The organism is Undibacterium sp. Ji42W (genome assembly GCF_049340405.1).
Lineage (GTDB): Bacteria > Pseudomonadota > Gammaproteobacteria > Burkholderiales > Burkholderiaceae_D > Undibacterium.
Genome location: NZ_JBMPOV010000016.1, coordinates 97,551 through 124,252 on the forward strand (window position 1 = coordinate 97,551; position 26,702 = coordinate 124,252).

At 49.8% G+C, this 26,702-nt stretch carries 21 protein-coding genes; 6 read left to right on the plus strand and 15 right to left on the minus strand.

The window, feature by feature from the left end:
* The first annotated feature begins 45 nt into the window (after positions 1–45).
* Both ACO0LG_RS26870 and ACO0LG_RS26875 read left to right on the plus strand, forming a co-directional pair.
* Positions 46–903, plus strand: a complete 858-nt coding sequence (locus tag ACO0LG_RS26870; protein ID WP_423031232.1) for an SDR family oxidoreductase — start codon at positions 46–48, stop codon at positions 901–903.
* 207 nt (positions 904–1,110) lie between these two features.
* On the plus strand, positions 1,111–2,406 hold the full coding sequence (locus tag ACO0LG_RS26875) for an alpha/beta hydrolase family protein (RefSeq protein ID WP_423031234.1): 1,296 nt from the start codon (positions 1,111–1,113) through the stop codon (positions 2,404–2,406).
* Positions 2,407–2,498: 92 nt separating this feature from the next.
* On the opposite strand, the gene ACO0LG_RS26880 is transcribed toward ACO0LG_RS26875, so the two are convergent.
* The 9 genes from ACO0LG_RS26880 to ACO0LG_RS26920 all read right to left on the minus strand — a co-directional run bounded on the left by ACO0LG_RS26880 (position 2,499) and on the right by ACO0LG_RS26920 (position 12,149).
* A complete protein-coding gene (locus tag ACO0LG_RS26880) occupies positions 2,499–2,978 on the minus strand; it encodes a NuoB/complex I 20 kDa subunit family protein (protein WP_423031237.1) in 480 nt (159 codons plus the stop codon).
* Positions 2,979–3,026: 48 nt separating this feature from the next.
* Entirely contained in the window at positions 3,027–3,905 is an 879-nt protein-coding gene (locus ACO0LG_RS26885; RefSeq protein WP_423031239.1) for a helix-turn-helix domain-containing protein, read from the minus strand.
* Between the two features lie 58 nt (positions 3,906–3,963).
* Complete coding sequence (locus tag ACO0LG_RS26890) at positions 3,964–4,470, minus strand: hypothetical protein (protein ID WP_423031241.1); 507 nt, start codon at positions 4,468–4,470, stop codon at positions 3,964–3,966.
* A 160-nt stretch (positions 4,471–4,630) separates the two neighbouring features.
* Positions 4,631–5,236, minus strand: coding sequence for a response regulator transcription factor (locus ACO0LG_RS26895; protein ID WP_423031243.1), 606 nt, complete (start codon positions 5,234–5,236; stop codon positions 4,631–4,633).
* Entirely contained in the window at positions 5,233–6,348 is a 1,116-nt protein-coding gene (locus ACO0LG_RS26900; RefSeq protein WP_423031245.1) for a sensor histidine kinase, read from the minus strand. Before ACO0LG_RS26900 ends, ACO0LG_RS26895 begins: the two co-directional genes overlap by 4 nt.
* Positions 6,349–6,385: 37 nt before the next feature.
* On the minus strand, positions 6,386–8,206 hold the full coding sequence (locus tag ACO0LG_RS26905) for a CIA30 family protein (RefSeq protein WP_423031247.1): 1,821 nt from the start codon (positions 8,204–8,206) through the stop codon (positions 6,386–6,388).
* 205 nt (positions 8,207–8,411) lie between these two features.
* Complete coding sequence (gene sppA, locus ACO0LG_RS26910; protein ID WP_423031249.1) at positions 8,412–10,268, minus strand: signal peptide peptidase SppA; 1,857 nt, start codon at positions 10,266–10,268, stop codon at positions 8,412–8,414.
* A 31-nt stretch (positions 10,269–10,299) separates the two neighbouring features.
* On the minus strand, positions 10,300–11,313 hold the full coding sequence (locus ACO0LG_RS26915; protein ID WP_423031251.1) for a S1/P1 nuclease: 1,014 nt from the start codon (positions 11,311–11,313) through the stop codon (positions 10,300–10,302).
* An 89-nt stretch (positions 11,314–11,402) separates the two neighbouring features.
* A complete protein-coding gene (locus ACO0LG_RS26920; RefSeq protein WP_423031253.1) occupies positions 11,403–12,149 on the minus strand; it encodes a hypothetical protein in 747 nt (248 codons plus the stop codon).
* Positions 12,150–12,366: 217 nt separating this feature from the next.
* Between ACO0LG_RS26920 and ACO0LG_RS26925 the strand changes: the two genes are divergently transcribed.
* From ACO0LG_RS26925 to ACO0LG_RS26940, 4 genes are all read left to right on the plus strand, one after another.
* Complete coding sequence (locus ACO0LG_RS26925; RefSeq protein WP_423031255.1) at positions 12,367–14,043, plus strand: peptide chain release factor 3; 1,677 nt, start codon at positions 12,367–12,369, stop codon at positions 14,041–14,043.
* 285 nt (positions 14,044–14,328) lie between these two features.
* On the plus strand, positions 14,329–14,643 hold the full coding sequence (locus ACO0LG_RS26930) for a hypothetical protein (RefSeq protein WP_423031257.1): 315 nt from the start codon (positions 14,329–14,331) through the stop codon (positions 14,641–14,643).
* Positions 14,644–14,923: 280 nt separating this feature from the next.
* Positions 14,924–15,730: a transporter substrate-binding domain-containing protein gene (locus tag ACO0LG_RS26935; protein ID WP_423031259.1), complete on the plus strand. Its 807-nt coding sequence runs from the start codon at positions 14,924–14,926 to the stop codon at positions 15,728–15,730.
* A gap of 143 nt (positions 15,731–15,873) precedes the next feature.
* Positions 15,874–16,533: an amino acid ABC transporter permease gene (locus ACO0LG_RS26940; RefSeq protein WP_423031261.1), complete on the plus strand. Its 660-nt coding sequence runs from the start codon at positions 15,874–15,876 to the stop codon at positions 16,531–16,533.
* 19 nt (positions 16,534–16,552) lie between these two features.
* Here ACO0LG_RS26940 and ACO0LG_RS26945 read toward each other — a convergent pair whose 3' ends face one another.
* The 6 genes from ACO0LG_RS26945 to ACO0LG_RS26970 form a co-directional block, all read right to left on the minus strand.
* Complete coding sequence (locus ACO0LG_RS26945; RefSeq protein WP_423031263.1) at positions 16,553–18,010, minus strand: M48 family metallopeptidase; 1,458 nt, start codon at positions 18,008–18,010, stop codon at positions 16,553–16,555.
* A 7-nt stretch (positions 18,011–18,017) separates the two neighbouring features.
* Positions 18,018–20,126, minus strand: coding sequence for a hypothetical protein (locus tag ACO0LG_RS26950; protein WP_423031265.1), 2,109 nt, complete (start codon positions 20,124–20,126; stop codon positions 18,018–18,020).
* An 85-nt stretch (positions 20,127–20,211) separates the two neighbouring features.
* Complete coding sequence (locus tag ACO0LG_RS26955; RefSeq protein WP_423031267.1) at positions 20,212–20,949, minus strand: YoaK family protein; 738 nt, start codon at positions 20,947–20,949, stop codon at positions 20,212–20,214.
* Positions 20,950–21,089: 140 nt separating this feature from the next.
* Positions 21,090–22,604 carry a tryptophan halogenase family protein gene (locus ACO0LG_RS26960; RefSeq protein ID WP_423031269.1) on the minus strand — a complete coding sequence of 505 codons (1,515 nt, stop codon included), beginning with the start codon at positions 22,602–22,604 and terminating at the stop codon, positions 21,090–21,092.
* 174 nt (positions 22,605–22,778) lie between these two features.
* Positions 22,779–25,514 carry a TonB-dependent receptor gene (locus tag ACO0LG_RS26965; RefSeq protein ID WP_423031271.1) on the minus strand — a complete coding sequence of 912 codons (2,736 nt, stop codon included), beginning with the start codon at positions 25,512–25,514 and terminating at the stop codon, positions 22,779–22,781.
* A 358-nt stretch (positions 25,515–25,872) separates the two neighbouring features.
* Positions 25,873–26,061 (minus strand): hypothetical protein, encoded by a 189-nt coding sequence (locus tag ACO0LG_RS26970; RefSeq protein WP_423031273.1) that lies wholly within the window; start codon positions 26,059–26,061, stop codon positions 25,873–25,875.
* Positions 26,062–26,702: the final 641 nt, after the last annotated feature.

A 26,702-nucleotide genomic window follows, 5' to 3' on the forward strand; every position in this document is an offset into this window, starting at 1 on the left:
TCTTGATGAATGCTGGTGAGTGTCAATTTAACAGGAGAAATAAATATGATCGCAGTGACAGGTGCAAGTGGGCAATTGGGACGTCTGGTGACAAAGGCTTTGTTGGGTACAGTCCCAGCTAATCAAGTCGTTGCCGTCGTCAGGGATGTCAGCAAGGCTGAGGATTTGCGCGCCAGCAGTGTACAGGTTCGCCAGGGCGACTACAGCCATCCACAGACGTTAGCTGTTGCCTTGCAAGGGGTGAAAAAGCTCTTGCTGGTTTCTTCCAGTGAAGTCGGTCAAAGGCTGGAACAACACAAAAATGTGGTTCAGGCAGCGAAGAATGCAGGCGTAGAATTAATTGCCTACACCAGCATCCTGCATGCAGATACTTCACCACTTTTGCTCGCGCAGGAGCATATAGCGACAGAACAACTGATACGCGACAGCGGCCTGCCTTTCGTTTTCTTGCGCAATGCCTGGTATATAGAAAACTATTTTCCTGCTGTAGGTACAGCGCTTCAAACTGGCAAGGTATTTGGGGCAGCAGGCGACGGTAAATTCTCAGCCGCTTCGCGTGCTGACTTTGCAATAGCCGCAGCAGCGGTACTGACAGGCCGCGATCATGCTGGCAAGACCTATGAACTTGCAGGCGATCAGGCATTCACTCTCGCAGAGTTGGCTGCAACTCTGGCTGAGCTGTCGGGCAAGCCTGTTGCTTATGCAAATGTTGCCGAGACAGAATACAAGGATATGCTCGTTTCTTTCGGTTTGCCAGAAGGCTTCGCCCATATCCTTGCACAATCAGATACAGGCGCTGCACAAGGTGGTTTGTTTGAAGCCAGTGGTCAACTTGGCAAGCTGATCCAGCGGCCAACGGCGACTTTGCATTCTGTGCTGCAAGCGCATCTGGCAACGTTATAAACGACTTGTCAGCATAAGCCAAACCAAGCCAAACTAGACCAGTAAAGCTGCTGCGCGCAGTTTTACTGGCTCTCCTTCACGCTACATTTATTCCAAACCCTCTGATCAGGGTTTGAGTCATCGAATTCCCGTGTTCATCGGATTGCAAGGTCTGGCAACGACGATATCGCATAGCATCTACGGCATTAATTACCCACGGAGAAATGCGTGAAAATATTATCGTCTACCTTGTTTGCTACATGCGCTCTGGCATGTCCTATCTTATTTGCGCAGGCTACGGATGTGCCTGATGTATTGAAGTCAGGCCTTTTTACATCAGCCTTGTGTGAGACGGGTATTTTTCAAAAAGACAAACAGGCATTTGTTGTCGTGACCAAAGCAGACAAAGGATTTAACTATACCCTCAGTGACGGAATTGTCGGCAATACGCTGGACTCTGGGACTACGCTGATATGTGGAAAGAATGCAGTCCTCATTCGAGGAAATGAGGTTTGGAGCAAGCTGGCTATTTCCGAATTGAACACGCGATTTGAATCCAATGGCCTCATGCTCGCAGGCCGCCTGATGGAACCGCCAGATGCAGGAAAAAATACATCTCTGGTCGTCTATGCACATGGCTCAGAGGGGACTGGCTGGATAGACCGTGCAGGTGATCCTTATCAAATGGTCGGGCGGGGCATTTCGGTTTTTGTCTATGACAAACGCGGCACCGGACTTTCACAAGGGGAATATACACAAAACTTCCCTCGCCTGGCCGATGACCTGGTAGCAGCTTCGCATGAAGCCAAGCGATTGGCAGCGGGCCGCTACGGTCGTTTTGGTCTCATAGGCTTGAGCCAGGGTGGGTGGATAGTGCCACTCGCGGCAGCGCGGGCCAGGGCAGAGTTTCTTGGGATTGGCTTTGGCCTGGCGGTTGATATTACGGGGCAGGATGCGGAGCAAGTCAGCAAAGAGTTACGCGATCACGGGTATGGCGACGACATACTTGCCAAAGCCAGTAAGGTCACAGATGTGACGGCAAAAATAGCAAGATCTGATTTGAAAGAAGGGTTTGATGAGCTTGCTGATATCCAGAAGCAGTTTGGCAAAGAAGCCTGGTTCACAAGTATAAAGGGAGGATACTCAGGCGTGTTCCTGAGCATGTCCGTAGATGATCTGCGCCGTAATGGCGTACCAAGATTCGACAAGCTGAATATTGACTGGTCGCTTGATCCCATGCAGGTCTTGAGCAAAGTTGATGTGCCACAGATGTGGGTATTCGCGGATGAAGACCGCCAGGCTCCGGGTGCTGTGAGTTTGGAACGGCTCTCGAATCTTCGCCGCCAGGGCAGTAATATCACGATTTACCGCTTCCCCGATACCGGTCACGGTATGTGGGAATATGCAGAAGCAAAAGATGGCACGCGCAAGCAGACACGTATTACGCCAGGTTTTTACGATTTGATGGCGGACTGGGCAAAAGGCAAGCTTGACGGCAGCTATGGGAAGGCATATCGCAGATAAACGCTTATGGATATGCTTCCCTGTGTCTATGTCAAAGAGCTGGTAATGGCAATATCTGTGCAACGAGTTCAGGCTGCTATTGCCTTTATTTACTAACGGGCAAAGCTATTGCTGCGCTTGATCTTATTTTGTAACTGCAGCAGGCCATAAATCAGCGCCTCTGCCGTAGGTGGGCAACCCGGGATGTAGATATCGACAGGAATGATACGGTCGCAGCCGCGCACGACGGAATAAGAGTAATGGTAGTAACCCCCTCCATTGGCGCAAGAACCCATGGAAATCACATAGCGTGGCTCGGCCATCTGGTCATAGACTTTGCGCAAGGCCGGGGCCATTTTATTGGTGAGGGTGCCGGCAACGATCATCAAATCTGCATGGCGCGGGCTTGCACGGGGCATGAAACCAAAGCGGTCCATGTCATAGCGGGCGCTGGCAGCCTGCATCATTTCGACTGCGCAGCAGGCGAGGCCAAAGGACAGGTACCACATACTGTTGCTCTGTACCTTGTTCATCAGATCATTGACGTTGGTGAGGATGTATGAATCCTGAAACAAACCTGTTTGCTCTTCCATGATGAGGGTTCCCTGCTTGCCTTGTATGAGATACCCCCGATTATGGATTTAAGCGATAAGCTGGTCTTGTACTGAAACGACATCGATTTCATCTGGCGGGATGAACATCTTGCCTATATCAGTTTCATTAAAACGGAAGGCCCAGAGCGCTGGGTCTTGTGCTGCAAGCCCACGCATGAGATGGGCTGGTGTATGGCCGGTAAAGCGGGCAAAGTCACGGTTCATGTGTGCCTGGTCAGCGTAACCAAAGCTGATGGCACATTCAGCCCAGGTAGGGGCTGGCAAGCTGCCCAGCATGACTCGCATCAGTGACGCGCCGTAACGCAAGTGCTGTTTGTAACTGCGCAAACTCAGGCCAAAGCTGGCCAGGAAACGCCTCTCAAACTGCCTTGTCCCCAAGCCCAGTTTGTCGGCCAACTCATTTGCGGGTTTGCTGATCCAGTGACGTGGCATCGCCAGCGGGGCGATGCGCGGTTTTTGCAGCAAACGTAAGCGTAGCAACATGCCTTGCACCACTTCCAATTTGGCAGCAGTGTCGCTAGCGGCATGGAGTTTATCTTCCAGCTCATGGTAGCTGGATGGTGGCAGTACATCGGCGAGATCAATGACAGCATCACTGAATTCATCAACCGGATACCCAAGGATAGCGCTGAGCATGCCCGGGCGGAACGCAGCTGAAATAAATCGCGAACCGGCTTGAGCTTTGCCACGGTAGCGATGGCGGCTGGGGCCAACGATAGCCAGAGGAGGCAATGCTTTCCCGTCCTCCATTTCAACCGCACCATGCGTGACAACAATCAGCATAGGTAATGGGCTGGCAGGTACCGTGTACCAGCAGTCTGGAATATCCTTGACGAGAAAATGCATGCAGACATCCGCCAGCAATGGATGTGGGGCGAGGCTGACATGGGATAAATAATCTTGCAATTTAGGCTAACTCTGATTGCGGAAGAATTGGCGCTATTGTAGCCTGTTTGCAAGAAGCTTATTTGCTTCTGACTGCTTGCTCCTCTGTCTGGTCCTGCGGCAGATAGCATGTGGCTGGCAGTGTCCCGGGCTTTATTTTGTAAAGATAAGGTCCTGTCGAGGTTTGCGCATCAGGTTTGAGTTTGATGGTCTTGAAATAGCGTCTTCTCAAGTCGGCATTGGCACGCAGATTCAGCGGAATATCTTCCAGGAGCAACAGTGGATTGGCAGCAATGAGTGCAAAATCTTCGCCCGGGCGGTATTTGGAAAAAGCAAAGCCCAGGCGTTTTACATATACCGGGAACATGCTCTTGCTTTCTTCCATACCGCAAGCCAGCAAGACTGCAATGGCCTGGTGTTGGGCGGATGCCTTCCATTTGCTACTTTCGTAATAATACAAACCGGCATCGTCATAGTTTTCGACAGTGCGCCAGCTGCTTGTGGGCAAATAGCGGCTGAGCTTGAGTGCGGCGGCATTCAGTTGCAGTGCTTTTTTCTGATCATGATTCTTTTCAAATGCACTCATGGCGGCTTCGCGTAGTTTGTCAGACCTCGCTTCAAGCGAGGAATGCTGAGCATAGGAAAGCAGGGGAAGGCTACATACCCAAAAAATAATTACTTTCCTCATCATCTTCCTCCTTTTTAGTCCTGCATTTTGTCGTTCCAATTATAGGCTGCCTGTGACTTTACAACCAGCCTTGATCTCTTGCCAAGCGATAGGCATCCACACGGTTTTTTGCATGCAGTTTACTGATTGCTTCCGAGAGATAATTGCGTACCGTGCCTTCCGATAAATGCATGATTTTGGCAATTTCTGTACTGCTTGAGCCTGAGCCGGCAAGCCGTAAAACCTGGCGTTCACGCTCGCTCAACGGGTCTTGTTCGCCGCCCCAGCTTTCCATGGCCAGTTCGGGTGCGATAGCACGGCCACCGCCATGCACCGTTCGTATGGCTGCTGCCAGTGTATCGGCAGGTGCATCCTTGAGCATATAGCCCCGTACACCACTGGCCATGGCACGGCGCAGGTAGCCACTGCGGGCAAAGGTGGTCAGCACGATGACTTTGCTGCTGAGCTTTTTCTCGGCAATTGCTGCTGCCAGTTCCAGCCCTGTCATGAGTGGCATTTCTATATCGGTAACGAGTATGTCTGGCTGTTCTTTTTCGCACAAGGCCAACGCTTCCTGGCCGTTTTTTGCCCGAGCAATGACTTCCAGGTCGTCTTCCAGGCCAAGCAAGGCAGCCAGTGCGCCAGATACCAGGGCCTGGTCTTCGGCGATAATAATGCGTATCATTTCTTTTCTTTCAAGGGCAAAGATAATTCCAGATGCAAGCCTGTGGCGTCTGGTGAAGCCTGTACTTGCAGGCTTCCACCCAGGGACAGTACACGTTCACTCATGCCGTTCAAACCACTACCTTTGCGTACTGCACCAGTTTGTCCGGCGAGGCCATTGTCGCTGATTTTCAAGACCACATGTGCATCATGCTGATAAAGCCTGATGTGGCATTGGGTGGCCTGGGCATGCCGTATGATATTCGTGATGGCTTCACGCAATGCCAGTGCCAAGACATTTTCTTGTGCCGAGGGTATGGTGAATTGCTCAATCTCGCTGAGCAGGGTAACTTCAGCTGCGTCCAGGGTTTTTTTTGCAGACTGCAGTTCATACCCCAAGCCGGTGGCGCGATAGCCAATGACGGCGGCCCGCACTTCTGCCAATGCTTGCCGGGCGGTCTGCTCTATGTCATTGATTTCTTTTTTGCAGGCCTCGGGATTTCTGTCAAGCAGTTTGCCGGCAAGTTCAGCTTTCAGGGTAATCACTGACAGGGTATGACCAAGCAAATCGTGCAGGTCCCTGGCTATGCGTTCGCGCTCAGAGATGGCGGCCAGGTATTCGACTTCTTCCTGCTTCTTGAGCAGGCTTTCATTGCTGCGTGTCAGACGCTCGCTAATGATGGCACCGACTCCGCTGGGGATACTGAAGATGAGTGCCGGTATCCAGAAATAAGATTCCAGCCGCATCAGCACACTGGCGATAACGATGATAATGCCGATTGCGCTTAATGTGATGTAAGCCCTGCGTGTATCAGGAAGGCGCGAACACATGGTGGCGGCAAATATGCAAAAAGTGGATCCACCATAATTGTAAGGTGCCCAGATAATGCCAAAGCTGCAAATCAACGCCATGCACGCATAAATGCGCCATTCAGAACACCAGAAGCTATAAAAATAAAAAGGCAGGAATACCAGGAAGCTTAATGCGAGATAAACCAATTCCGTGGTGGATGGGGCTATGTATAAATACTTCCAGCCAAAAATCGCAAAAGAAAGTAGCCAGAAATACGGTGCTTTGCCATAGCGTGCAGGCACCCAGGAGAAAGATAGTCTTGACAGTAATGATGTAGTCACGGCTTTGCCTTGAGTGTGTACTTAAACAAATGCAGCATTATTCCTTCAAAAGGCGGATGTCGGCAATTTCAAAATGATATTCACCAGTTTGCGGCCCGGCATTGAAGGCGAGGATAGTGATGATGCTGGGGTCCATCCCCTTGAATTTAGTGAAGGGAATAGAGATTTCCTGCCAGTCTGCCGTAGTTTTGAAACTGACTGAGACGGGGATAAAGCTGCCCTGCATGCTGATTCCTACGCTATAGTCTTTGCCATCACCCTTGACACGGAATTTCAAGGTGGTGGCATTGCCAAGATTGACTGCTTCCATGGGTGTATTGCCTGGGAAAAAAGCTACCCCAGCCCAGGGATAAGCAAAGCCGGGGTTGATACTGCCGGCGACCGAGAGCGCATTCGCAGGTACGTCGCCATCCTTGCCAGACTCAAGGAATTTCAGTGCGACTGTGGATTTGCCACTCATGGGGGCGTCATTGGATGGATACCAGCCAGCACCAAAAGGGCTGGCCAGTTTGTCTTTGCTGAACAGGCCTATGCGTCCATCTGCAGGAATTTCTACCAGCAGGTTTTTTTGTATGCTTTGTTTGGTGACTTCCTGCAGTTTTTGTTCACGCTGTGCGGTAACCCTTTCGCCATCTTTCCATACATCGACAATATTGCGTGTATTGAGAATATCCTTGTCCGGTTCACCATCAACCAGTAAGAGATCAGCTTTGTAACCCTTGGCGATGCGGCCACGGTCTTTCAGACTGAAGGTAGTGGCTGGTACCGATGTGGCTGACGCCAGTGCCGCCGTGGGGCTCAGGCCCGCCTCGACCAGTGCAGCGAGTTCATGATGCAGGCTGATGCCATACTGAGTGCCGGAATTACCGGCATCGGTACCGGCCAGGACAGGAATGCCTGCGGCATGCATGGCCGCTGTTACCTTTCTTGGGGCCCTGAGCAAATCAGCATCAGGCTTGTGGCCATACGGTGTATTCAACGGCTGCATTTGCGATTTGCTGAGCAGGCCAGTCATGCGCTTATCAGACAATACATCCTGTTCTTTCAGGCCAGCGATACTCTCCAGTACTGCAAAAGTCGGCATGACAAAAGCATGCTTGCTTTTTGCGCTGTTGATTAATGAACGTAAATCCTGCTCACTGATTTGCCTGTCGGTGAACAGATGCACCAGTCCATCTGCATCTGCATCCAGCGCATCCTGTGCTTCTTTCAGGGTGCCTATATGGACAACAGCGAGCTTGTTACGCAAGTGCGCAGCCTTGACCAGTGCCTTGACGGTGGCATTGTCCAGGCTGTTGAAGGGATGTTTTTCACTGCCATGCTCTATGACGATCTTGATAAAGTGTGAGCCTTCGGCGATACGGGCATCCACCCAGGCCTGTGCTTCTTCAGGTTTGGTCAGGGTAGGGATGGGCATACCATATTCTGTACCATGGCCACCTGGCGCAGTGGCGAGCATGCCGGCAGAGATGATGTCTGCACGGTCGCGGTTCTCGCCCTTGCGCATTTTTTCATTGATGGCCTTGAGCATGTCCACATTGCTGAACATGTCGATCTGCGTGGTCACACCGTACAGGAGTGGCAGTTCCTGGTCCTGGAATGCATGTACATGGGCATCGATCAGGCCTGGCAACAAGGTGCGGCCTTTTCCATTGACGATGGTGGTATCGGCGGCAGGTTTGCCGGTGAAATGGCTATCCAGGATTTTGCCATCGACGATGAGCACATTTTTATCAATCTGGATTTTCTGGCCATCAAATACGCGCACATGTTCAATCAAAAAACTTGCAGCATTTGCTGGGAAGTGAATAGTGCCAGCGCAAACAGCCAGTGCCAGGGCGAGAGAGGTTTTATGCATGTAATGACTCCTTGTTAGTTATGTTCTTATTTTGCCTTGCCAGACACAGTTGCAACAGAGGAAAATGCCATCAGTTTGAGGTGACATTTGTCATATCGGTCTTGGTAATCTTTGATCTTTTATGTCTGATCTTTGAACGTCAATGTTTTGTGGACAAAAAAAATCCCGCAGCATGCGGGACTTTTTATCCTTTGCCCAGATGGCACTAAGGTGATGTGCAAAGACAATGTGTTAATGCAGTGAAGCCTTTGCCTTCTTTATTGACTTCTGACAGCCAGCTCAGGTCGTTCAGCACCTGGCTTGCAGCCGCTGGTGGCAAGCCTGTAGGTACGGCAGCAAGTTTGAAGTTGTCTTGCAATACCTTTGCGAGCTTGGCATCAAAGATACTCAAAATGCGGTCTATCTTGGACGGCTCGCGTTCTATATAGCTGATGCGGTAATCAGCACCCAGCTTGGCACGGGTCGATGCGGATTTCAATGCATCACCAAAATTACCTATGGTATCAACCAGGCCTCTTTCCTTAGCCTGTATGCCTGTCCAGACACGGCCCTGGGCAACTTCATTGATTTTCTCTGGCGTTGTTTTACGGGCTGCCGCTGCCTTGGAGGTGAACTCAGCATAAGTGTGATCGATGCTGGCCTGCAAGATTTGGGCAAAACGCGCATTGAAAGGACGCAGGGGGTTGAATGGATCGGCCAGCCAGGTGGTCGGTGAGCCAGCAGTGTGTACCCCCAGTTTGTCAGCCGCCTTGTCAGCAGACGGCAAAATCGCGATAACGCCAATGGAGCCGGTAATGGTGGCTTCATCTGCAATCACTTCGTCAGCTGCCATCGAAATCCAGTAGCCGCCGGATGCGGCAACGTCACCCATGGAGACCACAACGGGTTTGCCTGCCTTGCGCGTCAGTTCCAGTTCGCGACGTATCAGTTCAGAACCAAAGGCACTGCCTCCAGGAGAGTCTACCCGCAGCACAACAGCTTTGATGCTGTCGTCTTCCCTGGCTTTGCGTATCATTTGTGAAGTTGATAAACCACCGATGGAACCGGGAGGCGCTGTTCCTTCGCTGATTTCACCTGCTGCAACGATGACACCGACGGCATCACCAAAGGCCTTGGTCTTGACCCTGGCCAGGTAATCGTCAAAAGAAATCTGACGGAAGGTTTTGATCTGTTCGTCCCTGGCACCGCGCTTGAGCATCAGTTCACGCAATTCATCACGGGTTTTCAACCCATCAACGAGCTTGGTATTGATCGCCAGTTTGGCGAGGTCGCCACCAGCATCGGTCAGCAATTTACCGAGGTCATTAATGCCGCGCATGATGTCGCCTGCTGGCAATTTGCGGGCTTTTTCTACGTCGGTGGTATAGGTTTTCCACAGGCCATTGTATAAAAAAGCTTCAGCTTCTGCCGCTTCTTTGGATGGGCCGTTGGCGACATAGGGTTCACCAAAACTCTTGAAGTTACCAGCCTTGAGCACATTGACGGTGACACCAACTTTGTCGAGCGCATCGCGGTAGTAATTGCGGTATTTACCAAAGCCCGTGATCGACACGGTCCCCATGGGATGCAGATAGACTTCATTCGCATGCGAAGCCAGATAGTACTGACGCTGGTCAAAGCTGGAACCCCAGGCAACAACGGTTTTGCCGCTGGCCTTGAAGCGGTCTAGTGCTGTTGCCACTTCACGCAGGGTGGCAAGACCCGCGCCACCCATTTCATCGAGCAGCAAGACGGCGCTGCTGACTTGCGGGTCTTTGCTGGCCTGGTCCAGCACTGCCAGCACATCGCGCAATTGCGTGGTTCTCTTGGTGTCGCCCCTGGCTTCTGCCAGCAAGGCTTCGCGCGGGCTGCTGTCATGTTGCTCTACCAGCGTCCCTTTCAGATTCAGGATCAGGGCAGTTTTGCTTTCTATTTTTTTCACCCCGCTACTGAGAAGATTGACGATGATCATGATAAGGATAGCCAGGATCAGCAGGTTGAAAAATACCCTGCGGCTGAAATCAAGCGCATTCCAGAGATATTTGAAACCTTGTCCTGCCCAGCGTAGCGGAGTGAAAGCCATAAAAATTTCCTCATGTGACGGTAAGACTGAATTATTCAGGCCAGATGGTTTTTAACAACTGGGCCAGATGGGCACCGGCACGCGCCAGCGCATCTTCTTTCATATTCAGCATGGTTTTTTCATATTCAAGCGGTAAAGCGATAGACCAGTTATTTCCTCTTTGGTTCGGTGTGCTTTTACTGAACTGGGTGCCCGCAAACAAAACCCTCGCATCACGGATGGCATCATTGGCCCACAAGACTGGCAATTCTTCAATGGTGCCATTAGTTGGTACCACCGCTTTTGCCTTTTTGGTCAGCGCATCATTCATGCGGCCACGCTTGAATTGCTGTGGCAGATCGTCCCACAACGAATGCAGATTGCCACATGGGCATTGCAGCGCATTGCCACCTACGGTATTGCTGCCACGGTCATACTGGCCTTCATCAGGGTTGACGATCTTACCATCCGCATTCAGGAACACAGATCCTACATGCAGCGGTTGGTGCAAGTCACCAACATAGTGAGTCAATAACATCAGGGCTTCCTGCTTGTCCTTGAAATTGAAAGGGGCAGGCTGAGGTTTGCCTTGCAATACCATGACCGCGGCGCGTATCGCATACACCACATCATGATCACTGGTGCCTACGTAGCCCAACTTGTATTGGTCATGTTGCAAGGCTACGTCGGCATAGTGATATTGCTTGTGGCAATTCTCTTCGTCAGAAGCCGGGTTGCAATTGGTGTTGTTGCGCTTTACATAGTCAGCCATGGCGGCAATGCCTGCTGCCGTTTCGAAGGAAGCACATTCCGGATAACGGCCTGTAGACGTATACGCAAAATCCTTGTCCGGCGCTATACCCTTGACACAATCACCCCATACGGCAATTTTTTCCAGTGTGTTGTCTCCCAGCAGGGCCTTGACCTGGGCGCCAGCCTTGCTGCCTGCCAGCAGGTTTTCGGCAACGGCACCTACCGTCTGGTGTCCATCTGCGCCCCAGGCAAAGCCCAGTTGAGGCAAGCTGGCCAGCGCCAGCATGAAAGCGGATATCAGTAGCTTTTTCATAGAAATATCAGATAAGGAGTAATCAATACCAAAGATGGTAAGCTGCAAAGATGACGAGGATATAGCAAACTGATTAAATTGTGTGTAGATCAGAAAGCATATTGCAGACGCATGCTGAACACGCCCGCATGGCGGGTATTGAGTTTGCCCACGACATACGACGCTTCATATTTGATGGCTTGCTTGCTGTCCGGCGTATTCCCCAGGCCGAAGCTGCCAGAAATCATGGGGCCGGCACGGTGAGATTGCAATGCTCTTGCCGACCAATTATCCCAGTCACCCAGCTCACCAAAACCTTGCAGGCCAAGTTCCAGTTCAGACCGGAAGCGGTATTTGCCCTGCCACTGGTACTTCATTTGCATGTGGCTGGCGGGCGTGGCGCGGTAAGTTTTTTCCAGAAATACATTGGTATTTACCTGTATGCGGCCAAATTCAGTCTGCATGGCGGGGCCAAATTCAAAGTCGACGCCACGGCTGCTGTCGGTATTTTTGTTCAGGCTGGTATGCAGCGCCAGATCAACGGGATATTGTCCATGAGTCAGCAAGAAGTCGTTTTGCCAGGCCCAGGCGCTATTTGCCAGCGAGCTTGCACCACGTTTTGCCCAACTTGCATACACTTCGGTATACCAGGTCTTGTTGGGCATGTAGCTGATACCCAGTTCAGGTACGGTGGAGGTCGCACGGTTTTCGGGGAATGAAGACCAGGATTTGAAATCAATGGTCTTTTCACCCTCATTTTCATAGATACTGACCAGATAATAACCAGAACCTGCCTGTGCAGACATGGACATGAATGCGCAGAGAGAAAATGTTGCCGTAAGAGCAAATTTCTTCATGGTGAACTAAGTTGTTGTAGATATCGTCATGCCCACATCATGGCATTGTCATGGGAAAGTGCAAGAAAATCTCTGGGGAAATTGTTATTTCCTTCATTTTTCTTGGAACGGGTGGCAAATTGCACAGGTGCTGGCAGCGCTTGCATTCGACTTCGTCCCCAATACCAGCTAAACTTGCGTGTTTTTCTTCCATTTTTGCGGCATCAGCATGAACACCATGAATACATCCCCAGACGATAGCGCTGAATCCGGCCACGAGTCAGTCTCAGAGACAACTACGTCCAGTGCGGCATCGAAAGACCTGATCAGCCGCGAAGTGGCACGCCGCCGTACCTTCGGCATTATTTCCCATCCGGATGCGGGTAAAACCACGCTGACTGAAAAGCTTCTGATGTTCTCGGGCGCGATTCAACTGGCTGGTACGGTCAAGGCGCGCAAGAGCGGCCGCCATGCGACTTCTGACTGGATGGAAATCGAAAAGCAGCGCGGCATTTCGGTAGCATCTTCTGTCATGCAGTTTGAATACCGCGACCATGTGGTCAACCTGCTCGATACCCCTGGTCACCAGGACTTTTCTGAAGATACCTACCGCGTGCTGACGGCAGTCGATTCTGCCTTGATGGTGATCGATGCAGCGAAGGGTGTGGAAGAACAGACCATCAAGTTGCTGAATGTTTGCCGCATGCGCAATACGCCCATCATCACCTTCGTCAACAAGATGGACCGCGAAACCCGCGACCCGCTGGAGTTGCTCGATGAGCTGGAATCGGTACTGAAGATAAAGTGCGCACCAGTGACCTGGCCTATCGGGATGGGCAAGACTTTCCGCGGTGTGTATCACATCCTGAAAGACGAGATTTTGCTGTTTACGCCAGGTAGCGAACGTGCTGACCAGGAGTTCGAAGTCATCAAGGGCATCAATAATCCACGTCTGGTAGAGATGTTCCCGCTGGAAATTGAACAGCTGAAGATGGAAGTCGAACTGGTGCATGGTGCTTCGCACCCATTCAGTCTGGAAGACTTTTTGGCTGGTGTGCAAACGCCAGTATTCTTTGGCTCTGCCATCAACAACTTTGGCGTTCGTGAAATTTTGAACGCCTTGCTGGACTGGGCACCGGCACCGCGTGAACGTGATGCCACCATACGTTCAGTCGAGCCCAAGGAAGTGCCATTCTCTGGCTTTATTTTCAAAATCCAGGCAAACATGGATCCGGCTCACCGCGACCGTATTGCCTTCCTGCGCGTGTGTTCAGGCCGTTTTGAGCGCGGCATGAAGCTCAAACACTTGCGCCTGAATCGTGAGATCAAAGTGTCTTCTGTTGTCACCTTCATGGCATCGTCGCGTGAACAGGTAGAAGAGGCTTACGCTGGCGACATTATTGGTTTGCCCAACCACGGCAATATGCAGATAGGTGACAGCTTCTCTGAAGGTGAGTTGCTGCAATTTACGGGCATCCCTTATTTTGCACCGGACTTTTTCCGCACGGCACGTATTTTGAATCCGCTGAAGATCAAGCAATTGCAAAAGGGCTTGCAGCAATTGGGTGAAGAAGGGGCGGTGCAGGTATTCAAACCCGTTGTCAGTAGTGACCTGGTGCTGGGTGCGGTTGGTGTCCTGCAGTTTGAAGTGGTCGCGAGCCGCCTTAAAAATGAATACGGTGTTGACGCCGTGTTCGAAGGCACCAGCATCAGCAGCGCTCGCTGGATCAGTTGCGAAGACAAAAAAATGCTGGCTGATTTTGAGCGTTCCAGCGCGGGTGGCAATATTGCTTATGATGCGGCAGGCAATATGGCTTACCTGGCGACATCCGGCGTGAATTTGAAGCTGACGCAAGAGCGTTGGCCTGGCGTGACCTTCCATGCAACGCGTGAACATGCAGCGAAATTGAGCTAAATTTAAAGCTTGACTGAGCAAATAAGCGGCTGATAGGGCGAAAAGCTTCTGTCAGCCGCTTTGCTATTGGGCGCAATAAAATCCCACTTGAATGCATATTTAAATTTGCTAACATGTTGATTTAAGACGATTTTTTTGCAGGACATTGTGACATATAGCTGTCATACTAAAGGCGCAAGATAAAGTATCAGGCAAACGTGTACCATATTGGTAATCCGAAAAGCTAGCATTGCTTATTCCAGTTTCTTCCCGATTTTCTTTGCAACTTTGATGAGGAGCGTGATCATGGCATTATTTTTTATTGAAGCCGTCCGTTTTGATGACAGTGGGCAACGTATCGCCAAGGTGCGTTGGGGCAAAAGTAAAGGGGGGCAAGTCATGCCACCTGCCACGGTAGATGATCCGCAAGAGGCGGATGTCCAGGCGGTATTGGATACGATCGCCAATGGTGACGAAGTCTTGCCCAAATTTCACAGCGAAAACGGCATCATACTTGGACCTAAAGTTGTCGACATACAATATGACGACGGCATGCACGGCCTGGGCACGGTCGGTGATGATGCGCCTGGTCACAGCCTGAGCGATTTACCCTCCTTCTGAGCAGCCTGGCACGCCTTTATCCTGTTTGGAGTGTCTTAACAGTGCGGTCAGGGGCGTGTCTTTCAATTTCCAGCTTTCATTCTTCAACTTTTCAATCCTTCCACGTTTTTCGCATATACACTGTCGCGGTATATGCAAATAAGAAATACTTCGTTGTCCTAATGTAGTCAGACTCCATATCATATGCAGGTCGCCGGATAAATCTTTCTGTCCGGCATGTTTTAGTGTGGATATCTTCAGTCATCAATAACGAAGGTATCAAAAACTTCTCAGGGATATGATGAAAACTTCGACAAAAAAAACAATTTCTACTTTACTGGCCAGTGTCATCCTGACTGGTGCGTCTTTGACTGCTACTGCGGCTGACCTGCTTGATACTGTCAAAACACGCGGCACCTTGAAAATTGCGCTGGAAGGTACTTACCCTCCATTCAATTTTAAAGACACCAAAACCAATGAACTGGCTGGCTTTGACGTTGATGTTGCCAAATTACTTGCGGCTAAACTGGGTGTTAAACCAGAATTCGTGACTTCTGAATGGAGCGGCATACTGGCAGGTTTGTCTGCTGGCAAGTTCGATGTCATTGTCAATCAGGTTGGCGTTACTGCCAAGCGCCAGGAGACTTTTGATTTCTCTGACCCATATACTGTCTCCAGCGCCCAGCTCATCGTCAAAAAAGATGAGAAGCGAGAATTTAAAAGCCTGGAAGACCTGAAAGGCAAAAAACTTGGTGTTGGCCAGGGCAGCAATTATGAAGAACGCGCCAAGGCTGTGGCTGGTGTTGAAGTCAAGAGTTACCCAGGCGCACCTGAGTACCTGCAAGATCTGGCAGCTGGCCGTGTTGACGCCGCATTGAATGACAGCCTGATGGTTGCCTACCTCGTCAAGACCAGCAATCTGCCTATCAAGGCAGGCGCACCTATCGGTGAAATTGCAAAAAATGGTATTCCCTTCCAAAAGAATAACCCCAAGTTTGCCGCTGCTCTGAATGCTGCCTTGGCTGGCATCATCAAAGACGGCAGTTTTGCCAAAGCATCCAATAAATGGTTTGGTAAGGATGTCAGCAAGGCACCTGCGGCACAATAAACGACAAACAAGCTGAAATTAAGTCGGCAATACTATCTGATATGGATTGTCGGCTGATTACGCATGTATGATGAAGTGGATGCAATCCATTTGATGTCACTACTATCCCCGTTATCACGGGGATATTTCTTTTTAAAGTCGCCATGGAAATTCTAGAATTGCTGCAAATGGCAGCACCGGTCATGTTGAAGGGCGTTGCTTATACCTTATTGTTTGCCATCGGTGCCATGGTAGGTGGTTTGATCCTCGGGTTCTTGCTGGCAGTTGCACGGATATTGCCAAGCAAATTGATCAGTACTCCGGCGTCAGTCTATGTCAGTCTGATACGCGGTACGCCATTGCTGGTACAGATTTTTGTCATCTATTATGGCCTGCCCAGCATCGGTATAGAATTTTCGGCGACATCTGCGGGCATACTGGCATTGAGCCTGAATGCTGGTGCTTACCTGTCAGAGAGTATACGCGGCGCGATAGTGGGTGTCAGCCGTGGCCAGTGGTCTGCCAGCTACAGCTTGGGGTTGAATTATGGACAGACCCTGTGCTATATCGTCGTGCCACAAGCCATGCGTGTGGCCGTACCATCAATGAGCAATACCCTGATCAGCCTGATCAAGGATACCTCCCTGGTATCCGTTATCACGGTAACAGAGTTGATGCTGGCGACCAAGGAAGTCATCGCCACCAGCTTTCGTCCCTTGCCCCTGTATATCGCCGCCGCTGCAGTCTATTGGGCTCTCAGCCTGTGTTTTGAAGTCGTACAAAGGCGACTGGAAAAACGCCTTCAAAAAGCCCACCAGGTTTGATGTTTTTGTATAAATTAAGCTAAGCTGAACGTGCAGCCTCGGCCTGCAAGCCATTTAGATAGCTCGCAGTCAGCTTGGATTGCAAGGCAGCCTGTAATAATTCGGAAGGAATGACCCTGACATCAGCACGCATCATGGTCAAGGCCTGTCCGGGTACCAGGCTTGCTGTATAGCCATAATGAGTCAGGCAGGCAGTGATCCAGGCCTCCATGATTTCCAGCACATAAAAACGCTTGCCCATAGGCGACAGAAAGCTGATGCCTTCTGGCCGGAGCCGACCCCATAGTCCATTTGGATCAGTGGCCATCTTTACCAATTCATTCAGTGGAAGCGCTTGTGGGTCCATCCAGCTACCGGCAAATCTTTGCTTGTTTTGCTCCTGCAATATTTCTTTAGCATAACGGTCCCAGTCGCAGTGCTGGAGTTCTTCTTTATCAAACAGGGCATACCAGGCATTCTCGGTTTCTGCTTCTCCCCCAAGTAAATGCAGGCATTGGGACAAGGGCGGGAAGCCGGGTTTGGCACCCGGGACAACCGCTGCCACGCGTTCTTCCATACTGGGATGTGTATCAAATTCTGAGGTGGTATGTGATTCGGCATAGGTAATCGCAGCTTGTATGTCAGCCCGCTTTACTCCGGGTTTGCAAAAGCGCCGGAAGCCTTCAAAAATAGGCATGCGCGCGCCTCGATTCAATGCAGGCCCAAGTTCATAATCAAGATAGCTGGACCACATCGGCGAAATCAAATGTACTTTTTCCAGCGCGCTGCGGGTGGCTACCGGGCCAAATTTTTGGGCTGCCAGCGCGTCAGCAGCAAATTCCTGTTCACGCGACACTGCCGCAGATAATTTCAAAAACCATTTGCCGTAATAGCGGAACAAGACATCCAGGAAAAACATGGAGTCATCCAGGTCAGTGACGGTATACGCAATGGAAGTGCGGGTACGGTATACCCACGGCCCCAGTGCCAAATCGCCAGCCACAAAGTGACCAAATTCATGGGCGATGACTGAACCCAGTTCAGCTTCTGACAAAGTACCCAGCAAGGGCAAGCCCAGACCGACTTCAAGTTCCTTCACCTTACCGCGCCAATTCTTTTTACCGCTGATGAAGGCTGATGCAGCACCGATCAGATGGATGTTGACAGGCGCATCTACCTTGAGTTCCCTGGCGATGCGTTCCACCATGGCATACAAGGGCCCCGCGGTTTCTCGTGATAAAGGTTTGACGGTATCGCCACTCTTTTTTTCTTTTCGACGGGGACGCAAGGAATACGCCAGCGTCAATGCGGCGATACCTGCGATGACACCAGAAAATTGCAGAGAAGAACGGTGATTCATCTGGGTAACCGGCACCCAGGCCAGCGCAATAATCAGCCCCAGAGCGAGTATCCAGAAACCCAGCCACAGGGCAACGACCAGACCAGCACGACGTGTCAGATTGGTTTTTTGCGGTTTGCGTTGATGATCAGTTTTCATATTGGACTCAGCTTTGCCATTGCTTGATTGCGGTCGTAACTACGCCCTGCAGCACATCTGTTTTTGCTGCCAGTTTCCTTAAATTTTGCCGTTCTTGAGTTGGGAGCTGTGTGTTGCGGGAGCGGATAAAATAAGCCGCTGCTTGTACATCCGTTTCAAAATCCATCTCATCCAGCTTGACCTGTTCACCCCGTACAAATTGTTCGAATACAGTCAAGTCAGCTTTGTGCATAGGCATCATTTGATACAACTTATCTTTTACCACCTTATCGTTGACGCGACTTGCTTCACCGTAGACCAGTGCTAGTTGATCCATACTAAAATGCTGGCGTATCTGTATTGAGTTGATGCGTTTTAGCAAATCCAGTGTCTGATCTGGCGCATTGCGCAGGCTTTGTAAAAGTTTGACCATGGGCAGATTATTATTTGCGCCATTACTTGGCGACAGGCCAGCTTTACTGCGGTAAATGTCCAGCAGTCTGTCGCTTTCATCCTCAGGCATGCTGTGCAAATATTTTTCAGGATCACCCTTGCCGATTTGCCGGGCTATTTCGTTGAACTCAACTGCAAGCATTGCTCTTTCCGTACCTTTGCTGTTATTGATTGCAGCATCCAGTAGTGTCAGGGCATCTCCTCCATGTTGCTGCGCCAACATCAACCTGATTTCCGTATCCAATAAATGTCGTGCATTTTCCGGTGAGAGTTTATGCAGTTGCTGCAAGTTTTGCATGGCACCCTGAATATCGCCATGCACGGATTTACGCCATGTGAGGCTACGCAAGATATTGGCATCTTGCGGGAATTTTTTCGCCAACTCCTGCATGGCACGCAAGCCTTCCAATCCATTCAGTAGCGATGCATATAAATATTGTTCTGATGAAGAGTCCGCATGCTGACTGGCGCGCTGTGCATATTCCTTGAGAATTACTGAGTGTTCGCCGATGTCATCGCGCAAATCCTGGATGCTACGTTCCAGCATGACATTTTCTGGATGAGCTTTCAATACTCTACGGCTTAACCGCAGGGCTTCTGCACTGGAGATACTGCGCGCGACATAGAGGGCAATTTCAGTCGGGCGCTCTTCCCAGTCCTTGATCGCCGCATACGCTTCCATTGCACCCAGCATGTCTTTTTCCTGACCATGTTCAAATGCATAGCTCAGGCAAGACATGACGCCCGGTGTATCAGCCTGACTGACGACGGTTAATTGTTTTGCTGTGACCGTGTTCTGGTACTTGCTCATGCTGACTGTTTGTGGAGGTTCCGTGAACAGGTGCTGTATGTTGGAAAATCCCAGCAGGCGTTTACCGCAATGCACGGTCTGACTTCCTGGTTGCCCGGGATCAGTTTGCTTTACCTTGCTGTAGATGATGGTGTTTTCTACCAGCGGCGCTGCGCCGGCAATATTCCATATGTTAAAGATGTCATTGCTTTCAAGGGTTTGGTCATACGTATCAATGATGCCAGCTTTGCTGGCACTTGCGTCTCCCCGCAAATGTCCCACTGGCAAAGTCACGGTCGCCCGGCCCTGTGCTGCTACAGTAAGCGTCTGTTCCCCAATTTTTACAGTTACGGGGATTTCAAAGCCATTTAATATCGTCAAATTTTGGGTGCTTGCCTCGTGATAACTCGCCGCAGCGCCCGTTAGCACCATGATTACCAAAGCCAGCGCCAAGCCGCGCGTATATAACCAGCCCATGATGCCCAGCGGAGCGCGTGCATAGATTTGCCATTGCCTGTCACCAGTACTGCGTACGACATAAGACCCCAAGGGAAGTAGAGGTATACCGAATAATATGACAAAAGCATGCAGGGCAATATGGCTGCCATCGCTGTCCCGTTCCGATTCCCCGACAAAACTAAAGCCGACGGAATTGACTGTTCCCATTGAAGGCGTGCCTTTTAAAGGTTTGGCAAACAAGCGGCGTTCACTAGTGAGCTCTTTAAGTACATGCTTGTGTTGTGGCAGGCGGCGGAACAGGCGCGCCAGAACCAAAGAACGATAGACCTTGAAGGGGTCGCCGGATTCTATGGCACGACTTATTTTGGGATCATCACTGAAAGCGCGTAACTCTGGCACGCGCTGGAATAAATTGGCTGGATCAGATATGGACATGCTGGTTTAATTATTTAATAGCCAAAGAAATGGTAAGTTTGATGCTGTGAAGGTGGCAAATGTATTGAATTCAGAGTATCAATAATCAACTTTTCCTGAACCGGGGCGCCAATGACAAAACCACCAGTGCAGTGGCGATAGGCAAGGTGGCAATAAAACCAAAATGCTTGAAACCATAAGCACCAATGACAGCGCCAGAAAAAAATGAGAACACCAATGTGCAGTGCAAACGCAGCTTTTGCAAATTCGCATTTACTTCGTTTTCGTGATGCGTTTCGTCTTTATTCTTGTTCCAGTAAATCATTTTCCCGAACTCGATACCGATGTCCGTGACCATGCCGGTCACATGCGTAGTGCGTATTTCAGCCTGGGAGATTTTAGTGATCAGGGCATTTTGCAAGCCCATGACATAGCAGAGCAGCACTGTCGTGAAAGAGACGGTGATGACTGCATGTTCCTGCAATTCGGTGCCAACCAGGCCAAATACCAGCAGCAATACCGCTTCCAGTAGCAATACTGGCGTATAGATATAGCGAAACTGGTTGCGCCTAGCGTAGTTGACAATGAGTGCTGTGCAGGCAGCACCCCATGCAAAGGCAATCAGCATGAACAAGGCGGCAAAAGCTGGCAGGAACTTGCTGAGTACCAGATCATCAGCGGCGGATGACAGCATGCCTGTCATATGGGATGTGTACTGACCAACGGCTAAAAAACCGCCTGCATTCAAGGCGCCGGCCACACATGCCAAACTTACTCCCAGGTGCAGATTAGACCGGGGAGTACGCTTGGGCGAAGTCAGATTGGCGAGGTAATTCAGAGGCATGCACGAAATAGTATAATTTTTGCCAGTTTGACTTGGAGTTTAGCCGAAAAACTGGCAAAAATGCATGTCACTTGCACTAACTACCTTGACGCATGTTGTTTTGCCTCATTGTTATATGTTTACCTTAACTGTAACTTTCCTTATGTCGCCATTTTTTGAGCTGACAGAAAGCTGCGGTGGTCATGGAAATTCAGGGCGCAGCGCTGGATAAAGTCGCCTAGAGGTTCGCCCTTGTTTTGCCCGGTATCTGAAGCCGATTTGTCGACCTGCGGGAATACGCCCATGCCAGCCAGCAATGCATACCATGATGCGACAGGGTAATACGTATCAATTTTCTGGCGACGGATTTCATCACCAAGGTCACGGCCTTCCATCCAGGTGGAAAACACATGCTTGAGTGAGTCTGGAATGGTATGCAGGTTAGCCGCATTGGCTTTCCAATAATCAGTGTCGGTGCGAGTATTGGTCTTGTAATGGGCGATGATGTAATTGCGGTGACCATCAAAGTAGTGATTGATTTCATGGTTATAGACATTTTGCGCCTGCTCGCTCATGTCTCCTTTTTCCAGGAACAGGCAAAAAATTGCCGCAGTCATCTGCGTCAGGTAGAGCGCGGTTGCTTCCAATGGTTCTAAAAATCCTTGTGACAAGCCGACCGCCAGACAATTCTTGTTCCAGTGTTTTTCTACACGACCCAGCTTCATTTTCAAATGACGTGCCTGGGTATCCGATTCCAGCAAGCCCAGTTTTTCACGCAGCTCTTTTTCTGCCTGGTCTGCAGTAGTAAAGGAAGAGCTATACACATAGCCATTACCATAGCGATTTTGCAGCGGTATCTTCCATGACCAGCCATATTTCATCGCAGTAGAAACAGTTTGTGTAGGAATTGCATCACCAATCTCCGTTGGCATGGCAATGGCAGAATCATTCAAGAGATGGTCAGCATAGCTGACAAACGGTGTCTTCAATGCCTTGCCTATCAGCAGGGCCGCAAAACCTGAACAATCGACAAAGAAATCCGCTTCCAGATTGTCGTCGCCCTCTATCACCACTGAAGCAATATTGCCGCTGATGTCCAGCCTGGTATCGGTGATATGCGCACTGATATGGCGAATACCCATTTGCAGCGCTTTCTTGTGCAAAAATTTACCCAGCAGCATGGCATCGAAATGATAGCCATACGTTGTAAAAAACGGGAAATTGTGGGCTGCGATAGGTGCCAGATGGCTTTCAGCCAATTTGGAAGATAAAAAGAATTTGTCAGGCAGTGCACAAACATCTTCACCATTCAGGCGTGCTTTCACATTGTTGATAAATACTGGCAAGGTCAGGTTATCTATCATCGTCACAAAGGGATGGAAATAACGTTCATGACCAGGCTTGGTGGACCAGCCATCGAAACTGATACCAGATTTATAGGTGGCATTACATTCAGGCATCCACTCGGATTCTTGTATGCCCAGGTTATCAAAAAACTTTTTCAAAACGGGCGTGGAGCCTTCACCAACACCAATCACACCTACGGTTGGTGATTCTATGACGCAGACTTCTATATTTTTTTCTTTTACTGAATGGGCAATGATCAAGGCTGCCATCCAGCCTGCGGAACCGCCGCCAACGATCATGATTTTCTTTATAGGTTTTTGGGTAGTCATAGTCAGGCCAGTGTCAGAATAAGCGGATTACGGTGTCGTTTGCAAATGCGTACTACATTAACAAAATTTGCAACGCTTTAAACAAAAAAAGTGATGGAACTGTGCAGTCCCATCACTCTCAAGAACGGCGGGGTAATCCTGTGTTACAGATAAACCCTGCCGCAAGCGTAGTTATTACATTTTGGCGTGCAAAGTCAGGAAGATTTGACGGCCATTTTTATACAGGGATGCTGGCAAATCTGCTGCGCCTGGTGTTTTCCATACGGAGCTGACCAATGGATTATTGAGGTCTTTGCCATCCAGAGAGATCGAGAAGTTGTCGCTGACTTGATAAGCCAGTGTTGCAGACAAAGTACCAATATCGTTTTGGTAAGCAGCGCTGTTACGGCTGGTACCATTCAGGAAGCCGGAGCGATAGCTGTATGTCAGACGTGCGCTGAACTTGCCATCTTCATAGAATGCACCGATATTGTATGCGTTCTTGGAAGTGCCAATCAGAGTACAGTCAGGAGCCAGCAAATCACCGCACTTGGAACCAGGAGCTGCACCTGTTTCTTTGCCCAGTGTGTAAGTGTAGTTAGCATTGATACCAAAACCTGCTGGCAATGCCTGGATGTAAGCCAGTTCCAGACCTTTCACTTCGGCTTGGGTATTGATAGGCGTACTCATTGCATACACAGTGTTTTTCTTTTGGATCTGGTTGTAGAACGTGCCTGTGCTTGCGCCATAAGTCACGTAGCCATCCAGCGCCGAGTAGAAAATATCAGCAGAGACCAAGGATTTTGGAGCGAAATACCATTCTACACCCAGATCTACTGTGTTTGCACGGATAGGTTTCAAGTTAGGGTTACCACCGTTACCAGTACCTTGCACGTCACGCAGATCCAGACCAGCCATTTGACCCAGTTCAGGACGGGCCATCGTGCGGGAAACACTAAAACGGGCAACCATGTCTTTGTTCAGATCCATGCGGAAGTTTGCACTTGGCAGGAAATCGACATAATTGTTGTTATAGGTACGTGGCTCAAAATTACCGGAAGCACCGATCTCATTACGTGTGACTTGCTCGCTGGTGCGGGCAACACGCAAACCGAAATTACCGCTGATGCCTTCGCCTGCAAAATCAGCCATTACGTACGCAGATTGCGTTGGTTCTTTAATGGAGAATTCATTTTGCAGCAAATGACCAGAGTAGTTGGTGTATTGCGCCAACCAGGCATTCACAGAAGCTTGAGAGAAAGTCCAATAACCCGCACCATTGGCACCCAGATCATTGAATATGGCTGGGAAAGCTGTCAAACCAGACATAGGCAGATTGGCCGCATTGCTCAAACCTGGCAAAGCATTGTTACCGATAGAAGTCAGATCACGCTTGTGTTCAGCAGCACGGAAACCGAAACGCAGAGTAGGGATGCTGGCGAGTGTGGTTTTGAACGTACCGTCGATTTGTGCGTAGTCTTCCTTGTCATTGGCAGTTACGTGTGAACCGTAAGTGTATGGTGCACCAGGTGTGCCAGGTGCGCCATTGTTAAAGCCGCCGATAGAGAACTTGTCAGCACCGGGTGTGACATAAATCACTGGCTTGTCAGAACCCTGAACTGTGTAGCTACCACCTGTCCATGGCATCCAGATACCCATGGCACCACTGATCGTGTTGCCCAGGCCTTTGGTTGTACCGATTTTGCCGGCAAGTGTCAGTTGATCATTGACGCGGAAAGAGCCGTCGATGTTAAAGAACTGAGACTGGCTCTCTGCTACAGGACGGGAGAAAATTTCCTGTACAGAGCTGGACATGCCGCTACAAGGTACGCAACCGGCAGGATTGCCAACGGACAATTGGGAAATGACGCCCTGGCTCAACGTGCCACTGACAGCGCTGGTTGGGAAACCCGTTGTTGCCCAGGATGGTCCGACGAAACGACCCAGGGATTGCATGAAGTTGTGATTGACGTTAGGTGCGTCCAGATGAGACTGGAATGCAGTGATATCAATGTTCACATCTTTGGATGGTTTGAACTGGAAGTCAATCAAACCGCCTTCGCGGGTACGTTGCTGTTCAAACCAGGCTGTACCACCGAGGTAGTTGGTCACTGCGCCAGAAGCTGGCGATGTTGCTGTGTTTGCTGTACCAGCACCTTTGATGGCGCTATCAATAGGGCTGCCAACATCAACTTTATCCCACCAGATTTGATTCTCTTGGCCAGCGCGGCTCAGAGTACGTTTTTGGTGGAAAGCCTGTACCAGAATACCCATGGTAGAGGCATCATTTTTCCAGGCAATCAGACCGCTCAACTGAGGATCAGATTTACCGGAGTTGGCAGAGTTGACCAGACCGATACTTGCCTGTGCATTGAATTGCTTTTTGAAATCCAATGGCTTGCGTGTTTCGATATCGACGACACCTTCAGCGCCGCCATCAAGCAGGTTGGCTTGTGAGCCTTTGTGTACTGTTACGCGGCCTATCAGTTCGGATGGGAACAAAGAGAAGCTAACGCTGCGGCCACCGCCAACGATATTGTCGGCAAACCAGTCGCCACTTGATACAGAGTGACCATTGAGTGTTGTCAGCGTCAGGCCAAACGGTGTGCCGCGCAAGGCAACGCGGTCATTCTCACCAAAGCTGCCTTCGCCACCACCGGCTGCAGCAACGCTGACACCCGGTACGCGTTGCAAAGAGTCAGCAACGTTTTTATCAGGCATCTTGCCGATGTCTTCGGCAGTGATGACTTCAACGAAATTATCGGCGTTACGCTTTTGATTCAAAGATTGCTGCAGGGATGCGCGAATACCAGTTACAACCACTTCTTGAGGCGCTGCGGGCTTTGTTGCCTCTTGTGCTTGCGCCTGCATGGCAACGCTCATGATCAGTACCGCAACAGCGGACGCCACGGGCGTTAAATTGTTCCTCATTGGACTCATTTTATTTTGCATTTATTTCTCCTTCGGTTAAGACCTGTGAAAAGCTTTAGATCCGTGACAAAAAATTGCTTCCTCCCCCATACCCTACACACTTGATGTTTTGCCAGTGAGTATTTTCGGTACAACCCGCTGCAGTAAAAGTCATTCAGAGTTAGCTACCACTCGAAACAACAACACCGGATGTGAAGCACTTTAGTGGTGACTAAACAGGTTGTCAATCGGTATCTAAGTGGTATCTGTGCGATGTTTAATTGATTGTTTTTTTGATATCTATATTCGATCTATCTAATTGTTTTTATTGGATAAATTATTCTTTTCAAATCAAGAAGGTGAGAAGTGGACTGATGTTTTATTCCCACATGTGGTCTTTAATTGTTCCCTTTTTAGTCAATAAAGTGGATTTGAAGTGGCTTTGAACTTGGTTTTTTAAATTTATTTCCATATACCTTGAATGCGATATTGATGGGGGTACTTTGCGCACAAAAAACGCCATTGAATTTTCCTTTGCAGCACTGGCAGGCAGGGGTGTCGCACGCATGCTGTCGTGCTCATTTGCTTTGTTTATCGTTTAATGCGCTAAGACCAGTTGCAAAAAAGGGTCATTATTTTGAGCTAACTTTTTTGCTGAAACGACGATTGTAGTGACTTCTGATTTGTGCTTGCGATCGCATGATTGTGGTGGCGTCTCCAATTCCACATAGATACCTCTTGACAACCAGTTATGAGGACACTAAAGTGGGCCAGATTCTAAAGGCTAACGGTTCTTCAGGGATGTTGATGATTGCTCAGTGCAAGATATACGCGAGTGGTATTTTGTGTTTTGCGGCAAGGATAATGTTCAATACATGCTTGCACCTGCAAAATTACTGACATATGAATTGATGACGAACTGTTCCAGGCATCTTTGATGTAGTGCAATCTGTTCTTGGTTTGAGTGACAGTACTGTCATGTACGGGAACTGGCTGGCGAAAATATCTTCACAATAATAAAGGGAGCAGTAATGGATTTTTCAAATCGCCAGCAAGAGCCGGGGAAGAAGTTTATAGGCTTGGGGCTGGTTATCGCATTTCACGTACTGGTGGTATATGCCCTGGTATCTGGATTGGCGCGCAAAGCGATGGAAGTGGTGATCAAGCCAGCAGAAGTCAAGCTGGTCGAAGAAGTGAAACCACCGCCCC

What these genes read in the sequence shown, in the direction of transcription:
- sppA (WP_423031249.1), bottom strand. Translation starts at nt 10,268, where the DNA reads ATGGCTTTCACTCCGCTACGCTGGGCAGGACAAGGTTTCAAATATCTC.
- ACO0LG_RS26955 (WP_423031267.1), bottom strand. Translation starts at nt 20,949, where the DNA reads ATGCCTCTGAATTACCTCGCCAATCTGACTTCGCCCAAGCGTACTCCC.
- ACO0LG_RS26935 (WP_423031259.1), top strand. Translation starts at nt 14,924, where the DNA reads ATGAAAACTTCGACAAAAAAAACAATTTCTACTTTACTGGCCAGTGTC.
- ACO0LG_RS26890 (WP_423031241.1), bottom strand. Translation starts at nt 4,470, where the DNA reads ATGAGTGCATTTGAAAAGAATCATGATCAGAAAAAAGCACTGCAACTG.
- ACO0LG_RS26930 (WP_423031257.1), top strand. Translation starts at nt 14,329, where the DNA reads ATGGCATTATTTTTTATTGAAGCCGTCCGTTTTGATGACAGTGGGCAA.
- ACO0LG_RS26945 (WP_423031263.1), bottom strand. Translation starts at nt 18,010, where the DNA reads ATGAAAACTGATCATCAACGCAAACCGCAAAAAACCAATCTGACACGT.
- ACO0LG_RS26965 (WP_423031271.1), bottom strand. Translation starts at nt 25,514, where the DNA reads ATGAGGAACAATTTAACGCCCGTGGCGTCCGCTGTTGCGGTACTGATC.
- ACO0LG_RS26895 (WP_423031243.1), bottom strand. Translation starts at nt 5,236, where the DNA reads ATGATACGCATTATTATCGCCGAAGACCAGGCCCTGGTATCTGGCGCA.
- ACO0LG_RS26950 (WP_423031265.1), bottom strand. Translation starts at nt 20,126, where the DNA reads ATGTCCATATCTGATCCAGCCAATTTATTCCAGCGCGTGCCAGAGTTA.
- ACO0LG_RS26880 (WP_423031237.1), bottom strand. Translation starts at nt 2,978, where the DNA reads ATGGAAGAGCAAACAGGTTTGTTTCAGGATTCATACATCCTCACCAAC.
- ACO0LG_RS26915 (WP_423031251.1), bottom strand. Translation starts at nt 11,313, where the DNA reads ATGAAAAAGCTACTGATATCCGCTTTCATGCTGGCGCTGGCCAGCTTG.
- ACO0LG_RS26870 (WP_423031232.1), top strand. Translation starts at nt 46, where the DNA reads ATGATCGCAGTGACAGGTGCAAGTGGGCAATTGGGACGTCTGGTGACA.
- ACO0LG_RS26970 (WP_423031273.1), bottom strand. Translation starts at nt 26,061, where the DNA reads ATGCGTGCGACACCCCTGCCTGCCAGTGCTGCAAAGGAAAATTCAATG.
- ACO0LG_RS26925 (WP_423031255.1), top strand. Translation starts at nt 12,367, where the DNA reads ATGAATACATCCCCAGACGATAGCGCTGAATCCGGCCACGAGTCAGTC.
- ACO0LG_RS26940 (WP_423031261.1), top strand. Translation starts at nt 15,874, where the DNA reads ATGGAAATTCTAGAATTGCTGCAAATGGCAGCACCGGTCATGTTGAAG.
- ACO0LG_RS26960 (WP_423031269.1), bottom strand. Translation starts at nt 22,604, where the DNA reads ATGACTACCCAAAAACCTATAAAGAAAATCATGATCGTTGGCGGCGGT.
- ACO0LG_RS26920 (WP_423031253.1), bottom strand. Translation starts at nt 12,149, where the DNA reads ATGAAGAAATTTGCTCTTACGGCAACATTTTCTCTCTGCGCATTCATG.
- ACO0LG_RS26905 (WP_423031247.1), bottom strand. Translation starts at nt 8,206, where the DNA reads ATGCATAAAACCTCTCTCGCCCTGGCACTGGCTGTTTGCGCTGGCACT.